The 17,646-nt window shown below is 70.7% G+C and carries 17 protein-coding genes; 7 read left to right on the forward strand and 10 right to left on the reverse strand.

The features are described 5' to 3' along the window. Window positions 1–104: 104 nt before the first annotated feature. The 7 genes from ABZ880_RS22450 to ABZ880_RS22480 form a co-directional block, all read right to left on the reverse strand. Window positions 105–1,697, reverse strand: coding sequence for an ABC transporter ATP-binding protein (locus ABZ880_RS22450; protein WP_361265678.1), 1,593 nt, complete (start codon window positions 1,695–1,697; stop codon window positions 105–107). Next, the gene (locus tag ABZ880_RS22455) at window positions 1,694–2,692 is read right to left on the reverse strand and encodes an ABC transporter permease (protein ID WP_361265681.1); all 999 of its coding nucleotides are present in this window, start codon (window positions 2,690–2,692) and stop codon (window positions 1,694–1,696) included. Before ABZ880_RS22455 ends, ABZ880_RS22450 begins: the two co-directional genes overlap by 4 nt. Then, the gene (locus ABZ880_RS22460; RefSeq protein WP_361265684.1) at window positions 2,689–3,702 is read right to left on the reverse strand and encodes an ABC transporter permease; all 1,014 of its coding nucleotides are present in this window, start codon (window positions 3,700–3,702) and stop codon (window positions 2,689–2,691) included. Before ABZ880_RS22460 ends, ABZ880_RS22455 begins: the two co-directional genes overlap by 4 nt. Before the next feature lie 4 nt (window positions 3,703–3,706). Next, window positions 3,707–5,425: an ABC transporter substrate-binding protein gene (locus ABZ880_RS22465; protein WP_361265687.1), complete on the reverse strand. Its 1,719-nt coding sequence runs from the start codon at window positions 5,423–5,425 to the stop codon at window positions 3,707–3,709. Window positions 5,426–5,574: 149 nt separating this feature from the next. Beyond that, a complete protein-coding gene (locus ABZ880_RS22470; protein ID WP_361265690.1) occupies window positions 5,575–5,667 on the reverse strand; it encodes an Ms4533A family Cys-rich leader peptide in 93 nt (30 codons plus the stop codon). Between the two features lie 56 nt (window positions 5,668–5,723). After that, window positions 5,724–7,241 (reverse strand): DUF3152 domain-containing protein, encoded by a 1,518-nt coding sequence (locus ABZ880_RS22475; RefSeq protein WP_361265692.1) that lies wholly within the window; start codon window positions 7,239–7,241, stop codon window positions 5,724–5,726. A gap of 8 nt (window positions 7,242–7,249) precedes the next feature. Then, entirely contained in the window at window positions 7,250–8,299 is a 1,050-nt protein-coding gene (locus tag ABZ880_RS22480) for an alpha/beta hydrolase (RefSeq protein ID WP_361265695.1), read from the reverse strand. 163 nt (window positions 8,300–8,462) lie between these two features. Here ABZ880_RS22480 and ABZ880_RS22485 point away from each other — a divergent pair, with 163 nt between their 5' ends. From ABZ880_RS22485 to ABZ880_RS22500, 4 genes are all read left to right on the forward strand, one after another. After that, window positions 8,463–8,687, forward strand: a complete 225-nt coding sequence (locus ABZ880_RS22485) for a hypothetical protein (protein ID WP_361265698.1) — start codon at window positions 8,463–8,465, stop codon at window positions 8,685–8,687. Window positions 8,688–8,868: 181 nt separating this feature from the next. Further along, window positions 8,869–9,513 carry a TetR/AcrR family transcriptional regulator gene (locus ABZ880_RS22490; RefSeq protein WP_361265701.1) on the forward strand — a complete coding sequence of 215 codons (645 nt, stop codon included), beginning with the start codon at window positions 8,869–8,871 and terminating at the stop codon, window positions 9,511–9,513. Between the two features lie 152 nt (window positions 9,514–9,665). Then, entirely contained in the window at window positions 9,666–9,893 is a 228-nt protein-coding gene (locus ABZ880_RS22495) for a DUF3107 domain-containing protein (protein ID WP_142142321.1), read from the forward strand. Window positions 9,894–10,077: 184 nt separating this feature from the next. Then, the gene (locus ABZ880_RS22500) at window positions 10,078–10,347 is read left to right on the forward strand and encodes a hypothetical protein (protein WP_361266227.1); all 270 of its coding nucleotides are present in this window, start codon (window positions 10,078–10,080) and stop codon (window positions 10,345–10,347) included. 54 nt (window positions 10,348–10,401) lie between these two features. Here ABZ880_RS22500 and ABZ880_RS22505 read toward each other — a convergent pair whose 3' ends face one another. Continuing rightward, window positions 10,402–11,139, reverse strand: coding sequence for a ferritin-like fold-containing protein (locus tag ABZ880_RS22505; protein WP_361265705.1), 738 nt, complete (start codon window positions 11,137–11,139; stop codon window positions 10,402–10,404). Between the two features lie 470 nt (window positions 11,140–11,609). Here ABZ880_RS22505 and ABZ880_RS22510 point away from each other — a divergent pair, with 470 nt between their 5' ends. Together ABZ880_RS22510 and ABZ880_RS22515 are read left to right on the forward strand one after the other, a co-directional pair. Then, window positions 11,610–14,165 (forward strand): DEAD/DEAH box helicase, encoded by a 2,556-nt coding sequence (locus ABZ880_RS22510; protein WP_361265708.1) that lies wholly within the window; start codon window positions 11,610–11,612, stop codon window positions 14,163–14,165. 623 nt (window positions 14,166–14,788) lie between these two features. Beyond that, entirely contained in the window at window positions 14,789–15,676 is an 888-nt protein-coding gene (locus ABZ880_RS22515; protein ID WP_361265711.1) for an alpha/beta hydrolase, read from the forward strand. Between the two features lie 9 nt (window positions 15,677–15,685). Here ABZ880_RS22515 and ABZ880_RS22520 read toward each other — a convergent pair whose 3' ends face one another. Further along, window positions 15,686–16,579: an NYN domain-containing protein gene (locus tag ABZ880_RS22520; protein WP_361265714.1), complete on the reverse strand. Its 894-nt coding sequence runs from the start codon at window positions 16,577–16,579 to the stop codon at window positions 15,686–15,688. A gap of 183 nt (window positions 16,580–16,762) precedes the next feature. Here ABZ880_RS22520 and ABZ880_RS22525 point away from each other — a divergent pair, with 183 nt between their 5' ends. Then, window positions 16,763–16,915: a hypothetical protein gene (locus ABZ880_RS22525; RefSeq protein ID WP_185124170.1), complete on the forward strand. Its 153-nt coding sequence runs from the start codon at window positions 16,763–16,765 to the stop codon at window positions 16,913–16,915. Window positions 16,916–17,007: 92 nt separating this feature from the next. Here ABZ880_RS22525 and ABZ880_RS22530 read toward each other — a convergent pair whose 3' ends face one another. Then, on the reverse strand, window positions 17,008–17,613 hold the full coding sequence (locus tag ABZ880_RS22530) for a MarC family protein (protein ID WP_361265717.1): 606 nt from the start codon (window positions 17,611–17,613) through the stop codon (window positions 17,008–17,010). Window positions 17,614–17,646 lie beyond the last annotated feature (33 nt).

Genomic DNA, 17,646 nt, shown 5'->3' on the forward strand with positions numbered 1-17,646 from the left:
GCGACGGACGGTTGTCCGTCGCACCACCAAAAGGGGTGAACGCTCGTAACTTTCCCGTGCAGGTCGCGTTCGATCGCGCTAAGAGATCAAGCAGTTACGTTCCGTCAGGCAGCGGCAGGTTCCCGCCGGGCGGCCCTGCGTTCGGCGGCGACCCGGGGGTCGAGCGCCGGTACGGCGGCCAGGAGTTGCTTGGTGTACGGGTCCTGGGGGTTGTCGTACACCTCGCCGGCGGGCCCGGACTCGACGATCCGGCCGCGGCGCATCACCGCGACCCGGTCGCTGACCTGGCGCACGACGGCGAGGTCGTGCGCGACGAAGACGAGCGCGAGCCCGAGTTCGCGCTGCAACTCGCCGAGCAGGGCGACCACTTGGGCCTGGGTGGTCACGTCCAGCGCGGAGACGGGCTCGTCGCAGACGATGACGCGCGGGTCGGCCGCGAGCGCCCGCGCGATGCCCACGCGCTGGCGCTGACCACCGCTGAACTCGTGCGGGTAGCGGTCGTAGTGCGCTCCTTCGAGTCCCACGCGCTCCAGGAGCTCCGTCACGCGCCCCCTGATGCGCTTCTCGTCCCGCTCGCCACGCGCGCGGAGCGGGTCGGCTATCGACTCGCCCACGCTGCGGCGGGGGTTGAGGGAGGAGACGGGGTCCTGGAAGACCATCTGCACGGCGGGATCCACGCCCACGCACGCGTGCCCGTCGTGACGCACCTCCCCTGCCGTCGGCTCCAGCAGGCCGACCAACATGCGTCCCAGGGTCGTCTTGCCGCTGCCGCTCTCGCCGACGATGCCGAGGGTCTCGCCCCGGTGGATGGTCAGCGACACGTCGTCCACGGCCGCGAACGCCCGCTTGCCGCGGCCGAATTCGCGACGCAGCCCCTTGGCCTCCAGGACGACCTCGTCGGAGGCCGTCGAGGGCGCGCGCGGCGCGTCCACGCGCGGGACGGCGCCGAGGAGTTCGCGCGTGTACGGCTGTGTCGGCGACCCCAGTACGGAGCCGACCGGCCCGTGTTCGACCACGCGCCCGTGCCGCATGACGAGCACCTCGTCGACGCTCTCGGCGGCGACGCCCACGTCGTGCGTGACGAGCAGCAGCCCCATGCCGGTCTCCTCGCGCAGCGTGTGCAGCAGGTCGAGGATCTGGGCCTGGACCGTCACGTCAAGCGCGGTCGTCGGCTCGTCGGCGATCAGCAGCCGGGGCTCGCAGGCGAGCGCCATGGCGATGAGCGCGCGCTGGCGCATACCGCCGCTGAACTCGTGCGGACGGGACCGGGACCGGCGCTGTGCGTCCGGAATTCCAACCCGGTCGAGGACCTCCATGGCACGCGCGCGTGCGGCTCGTCGCGACACGCGCGTGTGCACGCGGTACACCTCGGCGATCTGGTCGCCGATCGCGTAGTACGGGTCCAGGGACGACAGCGGGTCCTGGAAGACCATCGCGGCCTTGGCGCCGCGCAGCCGCTGCAGTTCGGCTTCGGACGCCTTCTGTACGTCGATGCCGGCGACCTCGAGCGAGCCGCCGACCCGCGCGCCCGTGCCGCGGTGCAGCCCCAGCAGCGCGGAGGCGACCGTGGACTTGCCGGAGCCGGACTCGCCGACCAGCGCCAGGGCGGCGCCCTGCTCCAGGGTGAAGGAGAGGCCGTCGACGGCCTTCAGGTCGCCGAACTCGACGGACAGGTCCGTGACCTGGACGAGACTCACGTCAGTACCACCCGTCGGTCGGCCACCGCGTACAGCACGTCGGCGACGGCGTTGGCGAGGACCACGAAGAAGCCGATGACCAGGACCATGCCGACGACGACGGGCAGGTCGACCACGTTGACCGCGTGGACGAGCTCCTGGCCGATGCCGGGGAGGCCGAACAGCGTCTCGGTGAGGACGGCACCGCCGATCGCCGAGCCGACGTTGTTGGCGTTCAGCGCGATGACGGGCGCGAACGCGCCCCGGAGCGCGTGCCGCCCCACGATCGCCCGCTCGGCGACGCCGTACGCCCGGAACGTGCGGATGTGGTCCTCGGCCAGCGTCTCCAGCATGGATGCCCTGGTCAGCCGGGCGAACGCCGCGGCCTCGACGAGGGCGAGCGAGAGCCAGGGAAGGAGCAGGTTCCACGCCCACTGCTCCGGGTCGTCGGTGAAGTTCACGTACTGCGGGAAGGGCAGCAGTTGCAGCTCACCGCAGACGACGATCATCAGGACCAGGCCGATGACGAACACCGGGGTGGCCCAGCCCGCCAGGGTGAGCGCGGTCAGCACCCGCTCGGTGAACCGGCCACGCCGCCAGGCGGAGAGCACGCCGGTGCCGACGCCGAGGATCAGCCACAGCACCATCGCGCCGAGCACGAGCGAGAGGCTCACCGGGAGCTTCGTCAGGATGATGTCCAGGACCTGCTGGTCGGTCTGGTAGGAGAGCCCGAGGCAGGGGGCCGGGCAGTGCTCCACCGAGGTGCCTGTGGAGTAGTCCTGACCGAGGATCAGGCCCTCCAGGAAGTGCCAGTAGCGCACGTAGAGCGGGTCGTCGAGCTTGAGCTGCTGAGCCACCTGGTGCACCTGCTCCGGGGAGCAGCGCGGGCCGCAGGTGATCTGGGCGACGTTGCCGGGGGTGGCGTAGAAGACGACGTAGACGATCACCGAGATGGCAAGCAGAGTCACTGCGGCGCCGACGGCGCGGCGCAGGACGAAACCTCCGAAGCCGCTCATGCGGTTTCCTCCTTGCCGGCCTTGGCCTCGCGCTTGCGGCCCGTGCCGACGCGCAGGCGCGAGGCCGCGCGCGGGTCGAGGGCGATGCGGACGCCGTCACCGAGGACGGTCAGTGCGAGGACCGTGACGAACAGGGCGCCGGCGGGCAGCAGCAGGTACTGCGGGGCCGCCTGGTACCAGACGTCGGCGGAGGTGAGCATCTGTCCCCAGGACGGGGTGGGCGGTTTCACGCCGACGCCGAGGAACGAGAGGGCGGCCTCGATCGAGATGTTCACCGGCATGAGGATCGCGGCGTACGTGATGACCGGCGCGGCGAGTCCGGGCAGCAGCTCCCTGCGGGCGATGCGCCAGGTTCCCCAGCCGCTGAGCCGGGCGGCGGAGACGTAGTCGAGCCCCTTCAGGGTGAGCGTCTGGGCACGCACGATCTTGGCGATGTTGCCCCAGGCGATGAACCCGATGACGAGGGTGACCAGGACGGGCCGGGAAAAGCTGGCCGGGACGATCGCGAGCAGCGCCAACGACATGATCATCAATGGCATGGCGACGAAGATGTCGGTGATCCTGCTCAACAGTTGATCAACCCATCCACTGCCCAGCGCGGAGGCGACCCCCATCACGACACCGAGCACGACCTGGATCACGGTCGACGCCAGCGCGACCCCCAGCGAGATCCGCGCCCCGTACACCAGCCGGGCGAACAGGTCCCGCCCGGTCTGCGGCTCGACTCCCAGCCAGTGGTCCCCGCCGATCCCTCCGAACGACCCTATCGGCACGCCCCCGCGCGCGGAGTCGACGAGCGAGGGGTGGTACGTGGTCGGGTCCTGGCCCTCCAGGGCCGTGAGCAGCGGTGCCGCGAGCGCGACCAGGACCAGCAGCGCGACGATTCCCGCCGCGACGAGGGCGGCGCGCTGCGCACGCAGCCGCCGCCAGAACTGACGAGCCCCCGAGGCGCCGGGGACGGGCTCCACGCCCGTCCCGGCGGCCTCGGCGGCGACAAGTGCCTCGCTCACGGCGCTACTTCACCGCGACCTGCGAGATGTCCAGCACACCGGTCCAGTCGCTGATCACGACGTTCTTGATGTCCTTGCCGACCAGACGCTTGTAGACGGGGTGGAACAGCGGCACGGTCAGGGCCTGCTCGCCGATCTTCTTGTCCAGTGCACCCCACCTCTTGGCGGCAGCGTCAAGATCGGTCAACTTGTTGATCGCGTCAATCTCGGCATTGACCGACTTGTCGTTCAACAGGCCGTTGTTGAAGTTCGAGCCGTCCTTCACGATCTGCCGGCCGTCGAAGATCGGGGCGAGGAAGGGACCACCGGAGGGCCAGTCGGCACCCCAGTGGGCGAGGAAGAACCCGGGCTCGGTCTTCACGTTGTGGATCTTGTCCCGGTAGTCGTTGTCCTCCAGGCCCTGCAGCTTGACCGTGATGCCGGCCTTCTTGAGCGCGTCCTGGATCGCGGTCGCGATCTCCGGGCTGGTCTCGAAGTCCTTGGCGTTGGAGTGGGTCAGCGTGATCGTGAGCCCGCTCTTGTAACCCGCCTGGGCCAGCAGCTCCTTGGCCTTGGCCGCGTCGCCGGTCTTGCCCGCCGGGAAGAGGTCGTACGGCGTGTAGCCGAAGGACTTCTGGTTCGGCAGGTAGGTGGTGGCCGCCTCGGCGAGCGCGGAACCACCGGCCGCGTTGATCACGGACGACCGGTCGACGGCGTACGAGATCGCCTGCCGCACCTTGATGTTGCTGAACGGCTTGACCGTCGGGTTGAACGCTATGTAGTTCGTGTAGCCGAACTGGCCGGTACCGACGCGAGAAGCAAGTTCCTTGTCACCGCTCACCTTGGCGAGCTCGGCCGGACCCAGGTTGGTGTCCGTCGTGACGGCGGCCGCGTCCGCACCCTGGGACGCGGACAGCCGCTGGTTGATCACGGACGAGTCCAGCCCGGACCGCACGTCGACCTTGTCCGGGTAGGCCTTGCGCTCGGCGTCCGTCGCGGTGGACCAGTACGTGTTGCGCTCGAGCACCAGGTGCTCACCGTCGTTCTCGTTCTTGACGACCTTGTACGGGCCGGACGAGACCGGGTGCTCCTCGTACTTCGTCCCCGTGTCCTTGGCCTGCGGGACGGGCGTGAACTGCGTCTGCGTGGCCAGGTACGGGAACTCGCCCTCGGGCTTGTTCAGATGGAAGACGATGGTCCGGTCGTCCGGCGTCTCGATCGCCGACAGGCCCTTCTTGTCCTTGTACGGCCCCTGGTAGTCGGCCGCACCGACCAGCCAGTCCCTCAAGTAGGGGGCTCCGCCGGACAGTTCGGGCGCGAAGGAGCGCTCGATGCCGTACTTGATGTCGGCGGAGGTGATCGCTGTGCCGTCCTCGTACTTGAGGCCCTTCTTCAGGGTGTACGTCCACACGGTCGCGTCCTTGTTGGGACGCCCGGTGTCGGTGGCGAGGTCCGGGACGACCTTGGCGCCGGCCGCGCCGTCCTCGCGGTTGCGGGTGGTGAGCGTACGGAAGACCAGCGACGGGACGTTGCCGCCGCCGGAGGTGTACAGGCGCGCGGGGTCGAAGTCGCTCTGGGCCTCGGAGTTCAGCACCGTGAGGGTGCCGCCCTTGTGGGGCGCGGAGTCGCCACCGGAGCCGTTGGCATCGTTGTCCTTCGGCCCGCAGGCGGCGGCGCCCGCTGCCAGAACCAGGCCTACGGATGCCGCGGCCACGCGGCGCGCCCTGACGGACGATTGACGCATCGGAATGACGACCTCTCGAATACTGAGACAGACGGACGAGGAGTGAGACGAAAGTGAACAGACGTCCGCCCGGGCGTCAGGTCGTCGAAAACCGTGACCGAGTCACGGTAGAGGGAAAAGATCGCGACGCGAACGCCTGAGGGCGAACGTCAGCGACAGAGAATGTCGGCCACGCAGAGCGGGGTCACGCCGATGAGCGCCAGCTCGATGGCGGCGCGGTCGGAGGCGTGGGGGGTCGACATGCCCAGAAATATGTATGAACTTTCTGCGCATGTCAACGTGACACATGAGGCGCCTGTCAACTCCCGGGATACGGCCAGGGGTTGGGCAGACAGTGGATCCCGTCGTGGTCGAGGAACTTGGTCTGCTGCTGCATGACCGGCGCGAGCTGGCCGTTCTTGGTGCAGTTGACATGGCTGTAGCCGAGCCGGTGGCCGACCTCGTGGTTGATCAACATCTGCCGGTAGGCGTGAATTTGATCACCGTATGTCTTCGATCCCTGCGCCCATCTGTACGCATTGATCATGACGCGCTCGGTGGAGGCCGAGTCGCACGAGACGTTGTCCTCGGTGGTGTCGAGCCCGGACTTGGCGCACCACTTCGCAGTGGTGCCGGGACTGGCGAGCGTGATCACGAAGTCGGGCTTGCCGGAGTAGATGCGCTCGAAGGTGCGCGCGCCGTTGTGGGCCCAGCTGCGCTTGTCGTTGAGCGTCTTCTGCACGGCCTGGGCGAAGAGTTCGCCGTCGAGCCCGAGCCCCTGCTCCACGTCCACGCGGTAGGTGTACTTCTGCCCCGAGCCCGGCGCCTTGTCGATCCCGGGAACGGCGTCGAACTTCCCCGACCCCGCGAGCGTGGCGCTGAGCGGGTACTTCTCGCCCATCGCCTGCGCATACGTCAGCGTCGCCACGCTCGGCGACGAGGACGGCGCCCCCGTGGCCGAATCCCGGGCGTCCCGCGCCTGATCGGTGGCCGACTGCGTCCCTACGGCCGTGTCGTCGCGTCCGTGCGTGACCTGACCGGCGACGACCACGGCCAACACGGTGGTGACGGCGGCGGCCGCGATCCCGGTGAACGTCCGCCCCTTGGCGCCCCTGGCCTGGGCGGGCACACCGGTCGGCGGCTCGTCGTCGGCGTCGGCCTCGGAGGCTACGCCGACGCCGGTGCCGGGGTCCCAGTCGGTGACGGAGCCGTACGGGTCCGAGGCATGCGCGGAGACGCCGGCACGGGGCGCGAAGACGTCGTCGTCCCCCTCGAAGGCGTCGAGGTAGTCCTGCCGCGGCCCACCGGGCGGCGCCTGCCGCTGTCGCGGTATGGCCACCCCGGGCCCCACGGCCCCGGCACGGCCCTGCCCCCTCAACTCACCCCATCCGCCGCCGCTTTCACGCTGCTCGGGGTGCCCACCGCGGGCGCGGGGCGTGCCGTGGGCGGGGGTGCCGTCGGGCAGACGGGGCGTGCCGTGAGCAGGCGTGCCATCGGGAAAACGCGGCACCCCGCGCGCGGGCGTACCGTCAGCGAACCGCGGAACCCCGCGAGCCGGCGTGCCGTCAGCAAACCTCGGGACACCCTGAGCGGGCGTGCCGTCAGGAAGACGCGGCACCCCCCGCGCAGGCGTCCCCTGCGCCCCGGGTCCCGGCGACCCTCCCGAAGGCATCCCTTGCTGCCCATACGACGGCCCGGGCACCCGGCGTCCACCCGTACCGGCCGCGGAAGCCCCGGAATCCGTACCGGCCCCAGAACCCCGAGCCCCCCGTCCGGTCCCTGTGTCCTCAGCGTCACCCTTCGCGGCAGCGGTGCCGCGGCGGCTGTGGCGTCCCACGGCGGCGCTCAGCTCCCCGCACTCTCGGTGGCGGTCCCGCCGTCGCCGACGACCGCACCACCGCCGTCAACAGCCGGCTCCCGGGACAGGGGGGCGTCGCCCAACTGCCCCGCCTCCGCGAGGAGTTCGAGGAAGGACCGGGCCACCGTCTCCGGGTACTCCATCATCGCCACGTGCCCCGCCTCCGGCAGGGTGAGCAGACGGGAGTCGCGGAAGGTGCGGGCCGCCTTCTGGGCCATGCGGAAGCCGACGAGCTGATCCCGGCCGCCGTAGACGAGCAGGGTCGGCGCGAGGACGCGCTCGGCCTGGCGCCACAGACCCTGCTGCCCGCCCAGTGTGTACGCGTTGACGATCCCGCGCGCGGAACGCGTCATCGCGTCCCAGAGGTACGGCAGTTGCATCCGCCGTTCCATCTCCTCCACCGCGTTGCGGAATCCTTCCGGCGAGACCCGCCCGGGGTCGCCGTAACAGAGCGCCATGACCCCGCGGACCCGCTCCTCCGCAGACCACTCCTTGGTGAACCGGGTGAAGAGCCCGGCCACTCCGGGCACCGCCAGCAGCGCCGTCGGCACGGCGGTCCGCTGGACCCGGATCTCCGGCAGCGCGGGCGAGACCAGCGTCAGCGTCCGTACGAGATCGGGCCGCAGCGCCGCGACGCGCGTGGTGACCGCGCCGCCGAGCGAGTTGCCGAAGAGGTGCACCGGACCGCGCCCGGCCGCGTCGAGAAAACGGATCACCGCGCGCGCGTGCCCGGTGACCGAGTAGTCGCCGTCGTCCGGCGGCGGGGAGTCGCCGAAGCCCGGCAGGTCGACGGCCTCACCGTCGACCACGCCCTCCAGCTGCTCCATCAGCGCCGACCAGTTCTGCGAGGAACCGCCGAGCCCGTGGACGTACAGCGCCGGCGGCAGGCCCTCGCGCGCCGGCGGTCTCGACCGCACCGTCAGCGTGATTCCCGGCAGCCCGACCGACCTGAGCCGCTCGCCCTCCGCGACCCTGACGGGCGTCACCTTCGGGAGCACATTGGTCGCCGGCACGGACGGCAGCTCGGTCGAAGACATGCGGCAATGTTACGAGACGATCACGTAGTGGCTCATGTGTTCGCCGTCACAGATGGCACGCACATGGCATGGCGTCCGGATCGGGTGTCTCCTAGGCTCGTAAAGAGGGCACCCGCTGTGGCCCCTGCTTCTTTCAGGGACATTCGTAGGAAGGGAGCCCACCATGGCCATTGACCCCAGCGATCCCGGGACGTTCGAGGACGAGGAGACCCGGAAGGACCGGGAGATCGACGTCGAGGCCCCCGAGAACGACGCCGCGGAGCAGAACGCGGACCTCGCTCCGGATCGCGACGACCCTCTCGAGGACGTGGACCCGGCCCGTGCGAACGAGGCCGACATCGTCGAACAGCGCAGGGTCGTCTCCATCGACGAGGACGACTACCGCTGACGCCCGCTGAGCTGGAACAAGACATCTTGCTGCGCGCTCCGCCCCGGTTTGAAACCTTCTGCGCGTCTTTCGTGGCCGTCCGGTCCGTGAAATTCTGCGCTCGCACCGCGCACACCAGGGTTACCGAAAAGTACGATGGCGGCGCGGCGCACACCGCATGTGGACGATTTTGGGAGGCGGCGTGACAGCCATCGAGCAGACAGAGGCGGCACGCCCGCGAGGCACGCGCCTGCCGCGCCGTGCCCGACGGAACCAGCTGCTGGGCGCCGCCCAGGAAGTCTTCGTGGCGCAGGGCTACCACGCGGCCGCGATGGACGACATCGCCGAGCGCGCCGGCGTCAGCAAGCCGGTGCTCTACCAGCACTTCCCGGGCAAGCTCGACCTCTACCTGGCACTGCTGGACCAGCACTGCGAGTCACTGATCGGGGCGGTGCGCGGCGCGCTCGCATCGACGACCGACAACAAGCAGCGCGTACGGGCGACCATGGACGCCTACTTCGCCTACGTCGAGGACGACGGCGGCGCCTTCCGCCTGGTCTTCGAGTCGGACCTGACGAACGAGCCCGCGGTGCGCGAGCGCGTCGACAAGGTCACGAACGAGTGCGCGGAGGCGATCTGCGAGGTCATCGCCGAGGACACGGGCCTCTCGCGCGCGGAGTCGATGCTGCTGGCCTCCGGCCTCGGCGGTCTCGCCCAGGTCGTGGCCCGCTCCTGGCTGCACAGCGACCGCAGCGTCCCGCGCGACCAGGCGGTGCAGCTGCTGACCTCGCTGGCCTGGCGAGGCATCGCGGGCTTCCCGCTGCACGGCAGCGAACAGCACCACTGACCCGCACGCGCGCGTGCAGGCCGTTTGTTCCCGTCCGCTGTTCGCTCCTGGCGTGCAGGCGCGGAGCGTGCAGGTCCCCTCACCGGGCTAATGTGTGCTGGGTACGGCGCGTAAAGGTCGCGCACTTCACTGACCGTCGGAGGGACATAGCCGTGGAGGTCAAGATCGGCGTGCAGCACGCGCCCCGCGAGATCGTTCTGGAGAGCGGTCAGAGTGCCGAGGAGGTCGAGCGGATCGTGGCCGAGGCACTGGCCGGGAAGTCACAGCTGCTGACCCTCGTGGACGAGCACGGCCGCAAGGTCCTCGTGCCGGCCGAGCGCCTCGCCTACGTGGAGCTCGGCGAGCCGGCCCCGCGCAAGGTGGGCTTCGGCGCGCTGTAGTCGGACAGCAGAGAGGGGCCCGGCGACTTCCAGGTCGCCGGGCCCCTCTCGCATCTGTCTGCAAGATTTTTTCTCCACATATGGAGCACAAGCCACGCACAGAGGAGGATTGCATTCCGCAGGTCACGGGTATGACGGGCTACGACCGTGACGCGCAGTGTGGCCGTGTGGGAGGGACCCCATGATGTTGTTCGAAGCGCTCGGCTCCGCTCTTCTCGGTCTCCTACTCGCGTGGGCCGCCCACCACCGGCTGTCCCACCGTCTGCCCGCCCGTTCCCTGGTGCTGGCGACGGGTGTCGCCGGGGCCCTGTTCGGCGCCTTCGTCATGCACAGCGCGCTGGACCCCGGCAACTTCCTGGTGATCCTCCTCGGCGGCGCAATCGTCTCCGCGGCCTCGCTGTCCCTGCTGCTGCGCCCCGCGGGAAGACTCCGCCGGCGGTCGGCGCCGGCGTAACTCGGCACAGGGCGAACAGGGTGAGCAGGACGATCAGGAGGGCGAAGGCCAGGGCTAGGCGGCGAGACCCAGCGCGGCCATCCGCTTAGTGTGCGCCTCGGTGATCCGCGAGAACATACGGCCGACCTCGGCGAGGTCGAAGCCGTCCGCGACGCCGCCGACGAGCATCGTCGACAGCGCGTCGCGGTCCGCGACCACCCGCTGGGACTGCGACAGGGCCTCGCCCATCAGACGCCTCGCCCACAGCGCGAGCCGTCCGCCCACGCGCGGGTCGGCGTCGATCGCCGCGCGCACCTTCTCGACGGCGAAGCCCGCGTGCCCGGTGTCGTCCAGCACGGAGAGCACGAGCTCACGCGAGTCGGAGTCGAGCCGCGCGGCGACCTCGCGGTAGAAGTCGCTGGCGATCGAGTCGCCGACGTACGCCTTGACGAGCCCCTCCAGCCAGTCCGAGGGCGCCGTCTGCCTGTGGAAGCCGTCGAGCGCAGCGACGAACGGCTCCATCGCGCGCGTGGGCTCCTCGCCGATCTCGGTGAGCCGGTCGCGCAGCTTCTCGTAGTGGTGGAACTCCGCCGATGCCATCTTCGCCAGCTCCGCCTTGTCGGCCAGGGTCGGCGCCAGCTTGGCGTCCTCCGCGAGCCGCTCGAACGCCGCGAGCTCGCCGTACGCCAGCGCACCGAGGAGGTCGACGACCGCGGCCCGGTACTGGGGGTCTGCGGAGGCCTTCGCCCAGTCCTGGGCGGCGACTCCGGTGTGCTCGTCAGGTGCGTCAGAGGTGTTGTCAGGCGTCGTCATGAAGCGCACAATAGTCCGCTCGACGAGCCGTGGAAGTCCCTGGTCAATCAGTGTGATGACGGCTACGTGACCAAATCGGCCATCGCGTGTGCGTGATTCCGGGGTATGGTGGTAATGCGCCTGCCGACTACTCGACGGGCCGCACGTATGAGGATGCCCGGTCGGTGGCCCGATCGGCTCCGACCCGACAGCCCTCCATATCCATACGGCACATTGCGTATGGCGCCCGGAGGGACCCCCTCAGCGGTACGAGCGCTAGAGCGTCGGCAGTGGTCCCGTGCGTTACGGCAAGCCCGTAAGGCAGCCGACGTCCCCGGCACGGTCCGTCAACGACCCCCGCGCTCGCCTCGCACCGCGCACACAGAAGAGGCAGCACCCTGACTACGACGTTCAGAGATCTCGGAATCCTTCCCGAGACCGCCGAGGCCCTCGAGGCCGTCGGCATCACCACCCCCTTCCCCATCCAGGAGATGACCCTCCCCGTCGCCCTTTCCGGCACGGACGTCATCGGCCAGGCCAAGACCGGCACCGGCAAGACGCTGGGCTTCGGCCTCCCCCTCCTCGAGCGCGTCACCGTCCCCGCGGACGTGGAGGCGGGCCGCGCGAAGCCCGAGGAGCTCACCGACACCCCGCAGGCGCTCGTCGTCGTCCCCACGCGCGAGCTGTGCACGCAGGTCACCAACGACCTGCTGACCGCGGGCAAGGTGCGCAACGTACGCGTCCTCGCGATCTACGGCGGCCGGGCCTACGAGCCCCAGGTCGAGGCCCTCAGGCAGGGCGTCGACGTGGTCGTGGGCACCCCGGGCCGTCTCTTGGACCTCGCGGGCCAGAAGAAGCTCAACCTCAAGCACGTCAAGGCCCTCGTCCTCGACGAGGCCGACGAGATGCTCGACCTGGGCTTCCTGCCCGACGTCGAGAAGATCATCAACCTGCTTCCGGCCCGCCGCCAGACGATGCTGTTCTCGGCGACCATGCCGGGCGCGGTCATCGGTCTCGCGCGCCGCTACATGTCGCAGCCCACGCACATCCGCGCCACCGCGCCGGACGACGAGGGCAAGACGGTCGCGAACACCTCGCAGCACGTGTACCGCGCGCACAACATGGACAAGCCCGAGATGGTCGCGCGCATACTGCAGGCCGACGGCCGGGGACTGGCCATGGTCTTCTGCCGTACCAAGCGCACCGCGGCCGACCTCGCCGACCAGCTCAAGCAGCGTGGCTTCGCGGCCGGCGCCGTCCACGGCGACCTCGGCCAGGGCGCCCGCGAGCAGGCCCTGCGCGCGTTCCGCAACGGCAAGGTGGACGTCCTCGTCTGCACCGACGTGGCCGCCCGCGGCATCGACGTCGAAGGCGTGACGCACGTCATCAACTACCAGTCTCCCGAAGAGGAGAAGACGTACCTGCACCGCATCGGCCGCACCGGCCGCGCGGGTGCCAAGGGCATCGCGATCACGCTCGTCGACTGGGACGACATCCCGCGCTGGCAGCTGATCAACAAGGCGCTGGAGCTCAACTTCAACGACCCGCCGGAGACGTACTCCACGTCCCCGCACCTCTTCGAGGAGCTGAGCATCCCCGCGGGCACCAAGGGTGTCCTGCCGCGTGCCGAGCGCACGCGTGCGGGCCTGGACGCGGAGGAGCTCGAGGACCTGGGCGAGACCGGCGGCCGCGGTGGACGTGGTCGCGGCGAGCGGGGCGGCCGGGGCGAGTCCCGTTCCGCCGACCGTGAGCGCCCGGCGCGTACGCCGCGTCGCCGCCGCCGTACGCGCGGCGGGTCGGCCCTGGACGCGACGGCCACGCCCGAGGCCGTGACGGAGGTCTCGTCGACCGAGGAGACGTCCGGTCCGCGCACCCCGCGCCGCCGTCGCCGTACCCGTAACGGTGCGGCAGCGGAGCCGGTGACCACCGCGGCAGTGGTGTCCGAGTCCGCGGAGGCCGCCGTCACGACGGCGGAGGGTCCTGCCCTCGACGCCCCCGAGACCCCGGCGAAGCCGCGCCGCCGCCGGACCCGCAAGTCCGCGGAGCCGACGGTGAGTTCGGCCGAGGCGACGGCACCGGAGACGGTTGCCCAGGAGGCTCCGGCCGTCGTCGAAGCCCCGGTGGTCGCGGAGCCCGAGGCTCCCGCCAAGCCGCGCCGGCGTACCCGTAAGGCCGCCGAAACCGCGGTCGACACGGCCGAGGGCGCCACCGAGAGCGCTCCGGAGCCGACGGAGGCCGCACCGCGCCGCCGCACCCGGAAGGCCGCAGCAGCGGCCGAGGCCGCGGTGGACACGGCGGAGGCCGCCGAGGCCAAGCCCCGCACCCGCAAGGCGACGGTTGCCGCCGAGACCGCGGTCGACACGGCCGAGGCGACGGAGGCCAAGCCGCGCCGCACGCGCAAGACGGCCGCCGCGGCCGAGATCCCGGCACAGGCCGCCGAGGAGCCCGAGGCCAAGCCCCGCACCCGCGCCCGCAAGGCGACGGCTGCCGCCGAGGCCGCGGTGGACACCGCCGAGGGCACGGAAGCCAAGCCGCGCACCCGTACCCGTAAGACGGCCGCCGCTTCGGAAACCACCGAGGCCGCACCCCGTAGGCGTACGCGCAAGGTCGCCGAGTCCGTCGACGCCGCGGTGGCGCCGGAGGCCGCCGAGGCCAAGCCGCGCACCCGCACCCGCAAGGCGACGGCCGCTGCCGAAGCCGCGGTCGACGCCGCCGAGGGCACGGAAGCCAAGCCGCGCCGCACCCGCAAGACGGCAACCGCCGCCTCGGAAGCCACCGAGGCGGCCAAGCCCCGCCGCACGCGGAAGGCAGCGACCGCGGCCGTCGACACGGCCGAGGCCACGGAGGCCAAGCCGCGCCGCACGCGCAAGACGGCCGCCGTCGCCGAGATCCCGGCACAGGCCGCCGACGAGCCGGAGGCCAAGCCCCGCACCCGCGCCCGCAAGGCCACGGCACCCGCCGAGACCGCTGCCGACGCGACCGAGGCAAAGCCCAGGACGCGCCGCACGCGGAAGGCCACGGCCGCCGCGGAGCCCGCGGAGAGCTGACCGCTCAGTCACCCGACGGCCCGGCCCACCTCACGTGGGCCGGGCCGCCGGCGTTTTCCGACACGCGGTACTCGGCCACCCCCACGCGCCCCTCCTCACCTGAGGCCGACCATCCGCCTTCCGCCACGGGAACCCCCCGGCCAACCAGCACACCCGGCCCGCCCCACCTCACCTGGGCCCGGCCGTCGGCGTTTTCCGACACGCGGTACTCGGCCTCCCCCACGCGCCCCTCCTCACCTGAGGCCGACCGTCGGCCGTCCGCCACGGGAACCCCCCGGCCAACCGGCACACCCGGCCCGCCCCACCTCACCTGGGCCGGCCGCCGGCCTTCCAACACCGCAACACTCAGCCGCCGCACGTCACCCGCTAGGGCCACCTCACCTGAGCCCAGCCATCGGGCGTCCAACACCGCCAGACCCGGCAAGCCCGCGCCCCACGCACCACCTCACCAGCACCCGGCCACCGGCTGCCTTCCAACACCTCCGCACCCGGCAACCCCTGCGCCCCGCACCTCCCAGAACCCAGCCACCGCCCCTCCAACACCACAACACCCCACCGCCCCACGCGCCCCACCCCGCCCCCTCCTCGGCCGCCCCGGCACCCCCGCCAGATAACCTCACCCCATGAGCCGTCCCCCGAGCTTCACACCGCCCCCCGGCGCCCGCGCGTACGCCCTGCGTACCGCGCGTGGAGAGTTCGCCGTCGTCGATGCGCCCGTGGCGGACGGTGTCGCCCCGCGGGGTACCGCGCTGTTGCTGCCCGGGTTCACCGGCAGCAAGGAGGACTTCAACCCGCTGCACGAGTCGCTCGCGGCGCGCGGCTACCGGACCGTCGCGGTGGACGGGCGCGGACAGTTCGAGTCCGACGGGCCACAGGACGACGAATCGGCCTACGCGCAGGACGAGTTGGCGCGGGACGTGCTCGCGCAGGCCGAGGCGATCGGAACCCCCGTGCACCTCGTCGGGCACTCCCTCGGCGGGCAGATCGCACGGGCCGCGGTCCTGCGCGACCACGCCCCCTTCCGTTCCCTCACCCTCATGGCCTCCGGCCCCGCGCAGATCTCCGGCTCCCAGCAGCAGCGCGTCAAGCTGCTCCGGGACGCGCTCGCCGTGATGACCATGCCCGAGGTGTGGGATGCGATCCAGGCCATGGAGCCGCCGGAGGAGACCGACACCGGGGAACTGGACGAGGGGCTCGACGACCGGGAGGACCTGCGCCGCCGCTGGCTGGGCAACAAACCCGCCCAACTCATCGCCACCGGCCGCCAGTTGTGCGTCGAGCCGGACCGCGTGGCCGAACTCGCCGCCGTGCCGCTGCCGTTCCACGTTCTGTCGGGTTCCCGCGACGACACCTGGCCGGTGACCCTGCTCGACGACATGGCTCTACGGCTGCACGCCCACCGCACGGTCGTCCAGGGCGCCGAGCACTCCCCCAACACGGACAAGCCCCTCGAAACGGCCCGCGCCTTCGCCGACTTCTGGGACGGGACACAGGACCGCAGGCCGGAATAAAGATCACGGCTAGTACTGCGCCTGCAGGTGCTCCCAGAACCCGTCCCGCAACGCCCGCCGCAGATCCGCCTGCCCCCGCAGGGAGTACTGCAGCAGACCCTCCGCCTCCACCAGCAGGTCCTGGTCCACCGAGCCCGGCAGATACGGGTGGCCCGGCAGCAGCTCCCCCAGGGAGTCGCGGCCCCGTGCCGCCAGCCACTTCGCCGCGATCTGCGCGCCGACGAAGCGGACGTCCTCGCGGGTCGGCCGGGAGGCGCCGGCCTCGTAGGCGGGAGCGGTGCGGCGGGACACGTACGGCTTGAAGAAGTCGAGGTCGAAGGTGCGCTGGCTGTCGACCTCCCAGAGCAGCGGCTCCGCCTGGTTGCGCCCCTCGGGGGCCTCGATGCCCCACAGGTGGACGCGCGCCCCGTACCCCTGCGCCGCCTCGACCGCCGACACCAGGTCCTCGTCGCCGCCGAGCAGCGCCGCGTCGCTGATCGCGCGGTGTCTGGCCAGGGACTCCAGGTCGGTCCGAATGAGTGAATCGACGCCCTTCTGCTGGTTGTTGGCGTTCAGGTTGCCCAACCGGACCTTCACGTCCGGCAGTTCGGCGATGGACTGCTGCTCGGCGGTGTGGATGCGGCGTCTCGCGCCGTCGTACCAGTAGACGCGGAGCAGCCGGCTGTCCGCGAAGATGGTGCGGGCCCTGTCGATGAGCGCCTCGATCAGCCCCTCGGCGTCCAGGTCGAAGGCCCGCCGGTCCTCCGTCCCGGCCACCAGCCGCCCCGCGGCCGCATACAGATATCCCGCGTCGACGAAGATCGCATGCGTCGAGGGCGTCTTCGCCACCTCGGCGAGCATGCGCTGCAGCAGCTCGTTCGTGCGGTCGATGCGGGCACTGAGGGCCGCGAGGTCGTCGTTCATCGCCTCCATTGTCCCGGCGGTCACGCTGCGAACACAACCGGTCCCGGTCAGTCTCCCGGCGGGCGCTTCCGAACTTCTTACCAGTCAGTAATTAGTCGTTCGAAAAATTTCCTTAGCGTAGGGAATGTTTGTAACACGCAGCCCGTTGACTACTACGTACACAGCGAGACGAAGGGAGAGGCCGTGCGCTTCGAAATCATGCGACTCGACGAGGTCAACGGCACGACCGTGGACAGCAAGGTCGTGGACGCCGCCTCCGTCAACCGGATCGTTCAGCAGGCCGCCGCCATCGGGCAGCGCCTCTGGATCAGGCCGGCCGAGGAGTCGGCCGCGTAACAGACGCGGAACACCACAGACGCGGATCACCGCTCAAGCTTCAGAGCCCCCGTACGGCATCGATGCCGTACGGGGGCTCTGCGCTTGGGGGATCAGCTCGCCCGGACCACCTGGGTGATGCCGTTGATGATCTGCTGCACGGCGATCGCGGAGAGCATCATGCCCGCGAGCCGCGTCACCAGGACCACACCACCGTCCTTGATGACCCGGATGATCAGCAGCGAGTACCGCATCACCAGCCACAACACCACATGGATGGCGAGGATCGCCGCCCACACCGACACCTGCGTGGCCACGCTGTCGGCCTTCTGCACGGCGAGGATGACGGACACGATGGCACCCGGACCGGCCAGCAGCGGCATGCCCAGCGGTACGAGGGCGACGTTGACGTCCTTGGTCTGCTTCGGCTCGTCCGTCTTGCCGGTGAGCAGGTCGAGTGCGATCAGCAGGAGCAGCAGTCCTCCCGCGATCATCAGGGCGGGCACGGAAACATGCAGGTAGTCGAGGATCTGGTGGCCCAGGAGCCCGAACACGGCGATCACGCCGCCCGCCACACAGACGGCCTGGAAGGCCATCCGCTTCTGCACCTTGCCGGGGCGTCCGGCGGTCAGCGCGAGGAAGATCGGGGTGATCCCCGGGGGATCCATGATGACGAAAAGGGTCAGGAAGAGGGAGCCGAAGACGGCGAAGTCGAACATGACTGAAGAGGCCTTGCAGGAAGAGATGCGAAT

It is taken from the genome of Streptomyces sp. NPDC047043 (assembly GCF_040644055.1).
Taxonomy (GTDB): domain Bacteria; phylum Actinomycetota; class Actinomycetes; order Streptomycetales; family Streptomycetaceae; genus Streptomyces.

Coding starts and splice junctions, on each gene's coding strand:
- ABZ880_RS22515 (WP_361265711.1), top strand. CDS start 14,789: ATGAGCCGTCCCCCGAGCTTCACACCGCCCCCCGGCGCCCGCGCGTAC.
- ABZ880_RS22465 (WP_361265687.1), bottom strand. CDS start 5,425: ATGCGTCAATCGTCCGTCAGGGCGCGCCGCGTGGCCGCGGCATCCGTA.
- ABZ880_RS22485 (WP_361265698.1), top strand. CDS start 8,463: ATGGCCATTGACCCCAGCGATCCCGGGACGTTCGAGGACGAGGAGACC.
- ABZ880_RS22500 (WP_361266227.1), top strand. CDS start 10,078: ATGTTGTTCGAAGCGCTCGGCTCCGCTCTTCTCGGTCTCCTACTCGCG.
- ABZ880_RS22530 (WP_361265717.1), bottom strand. CDS start 17,613: ATGTTCGACTTCGCCGTCTTCGGCTCCCTCTTCCTGACCCTTTTCGTC.
- ABZ880_RS22470 (WP_361265690.1), bottom strand. CDS start 5,667: ATGTCGACCCCCCACGCCTCCGACCGCGCCGCCATCGAGCTGGCGCTC.
- ABZ880_RS22480 (WP_361265695.1), bottom strand. CDS start 8,299: ATGTCTTCGACCGAGCTGCCGTCCGTGCCGGCGACCAATGTGCTCCCG.
- ABZ880_RS22510 (WP_361265708.1), top strand. CDS start 11,610: ATGACCCTCCCCGTCGCCCTTTCCGGCACGGACGTCATCGGCCAGGCC.
- ABZ880_RS22505 (WP_361265705.1), bottom strand. CDS start 11,139: ATGACGACGCCTGACAACACCTCTGACGCACCTGACGAGCACACCGGA.
- ABZ880_RS22455 (WP_361265681.1), bottom strand. CDS start 2,692: ATGAGCGGCTTCGGAGGTTTCGTCCTGCGCCGCGCCGTCGGCGCCGCA.
- ABZ880_RS22520 (WP_361265714.1), bottom strand. CDS start 16,579: ATGAACGACGACCTCGCGGCCCTCAGTGCCCGCATCGACCGCACGAAC.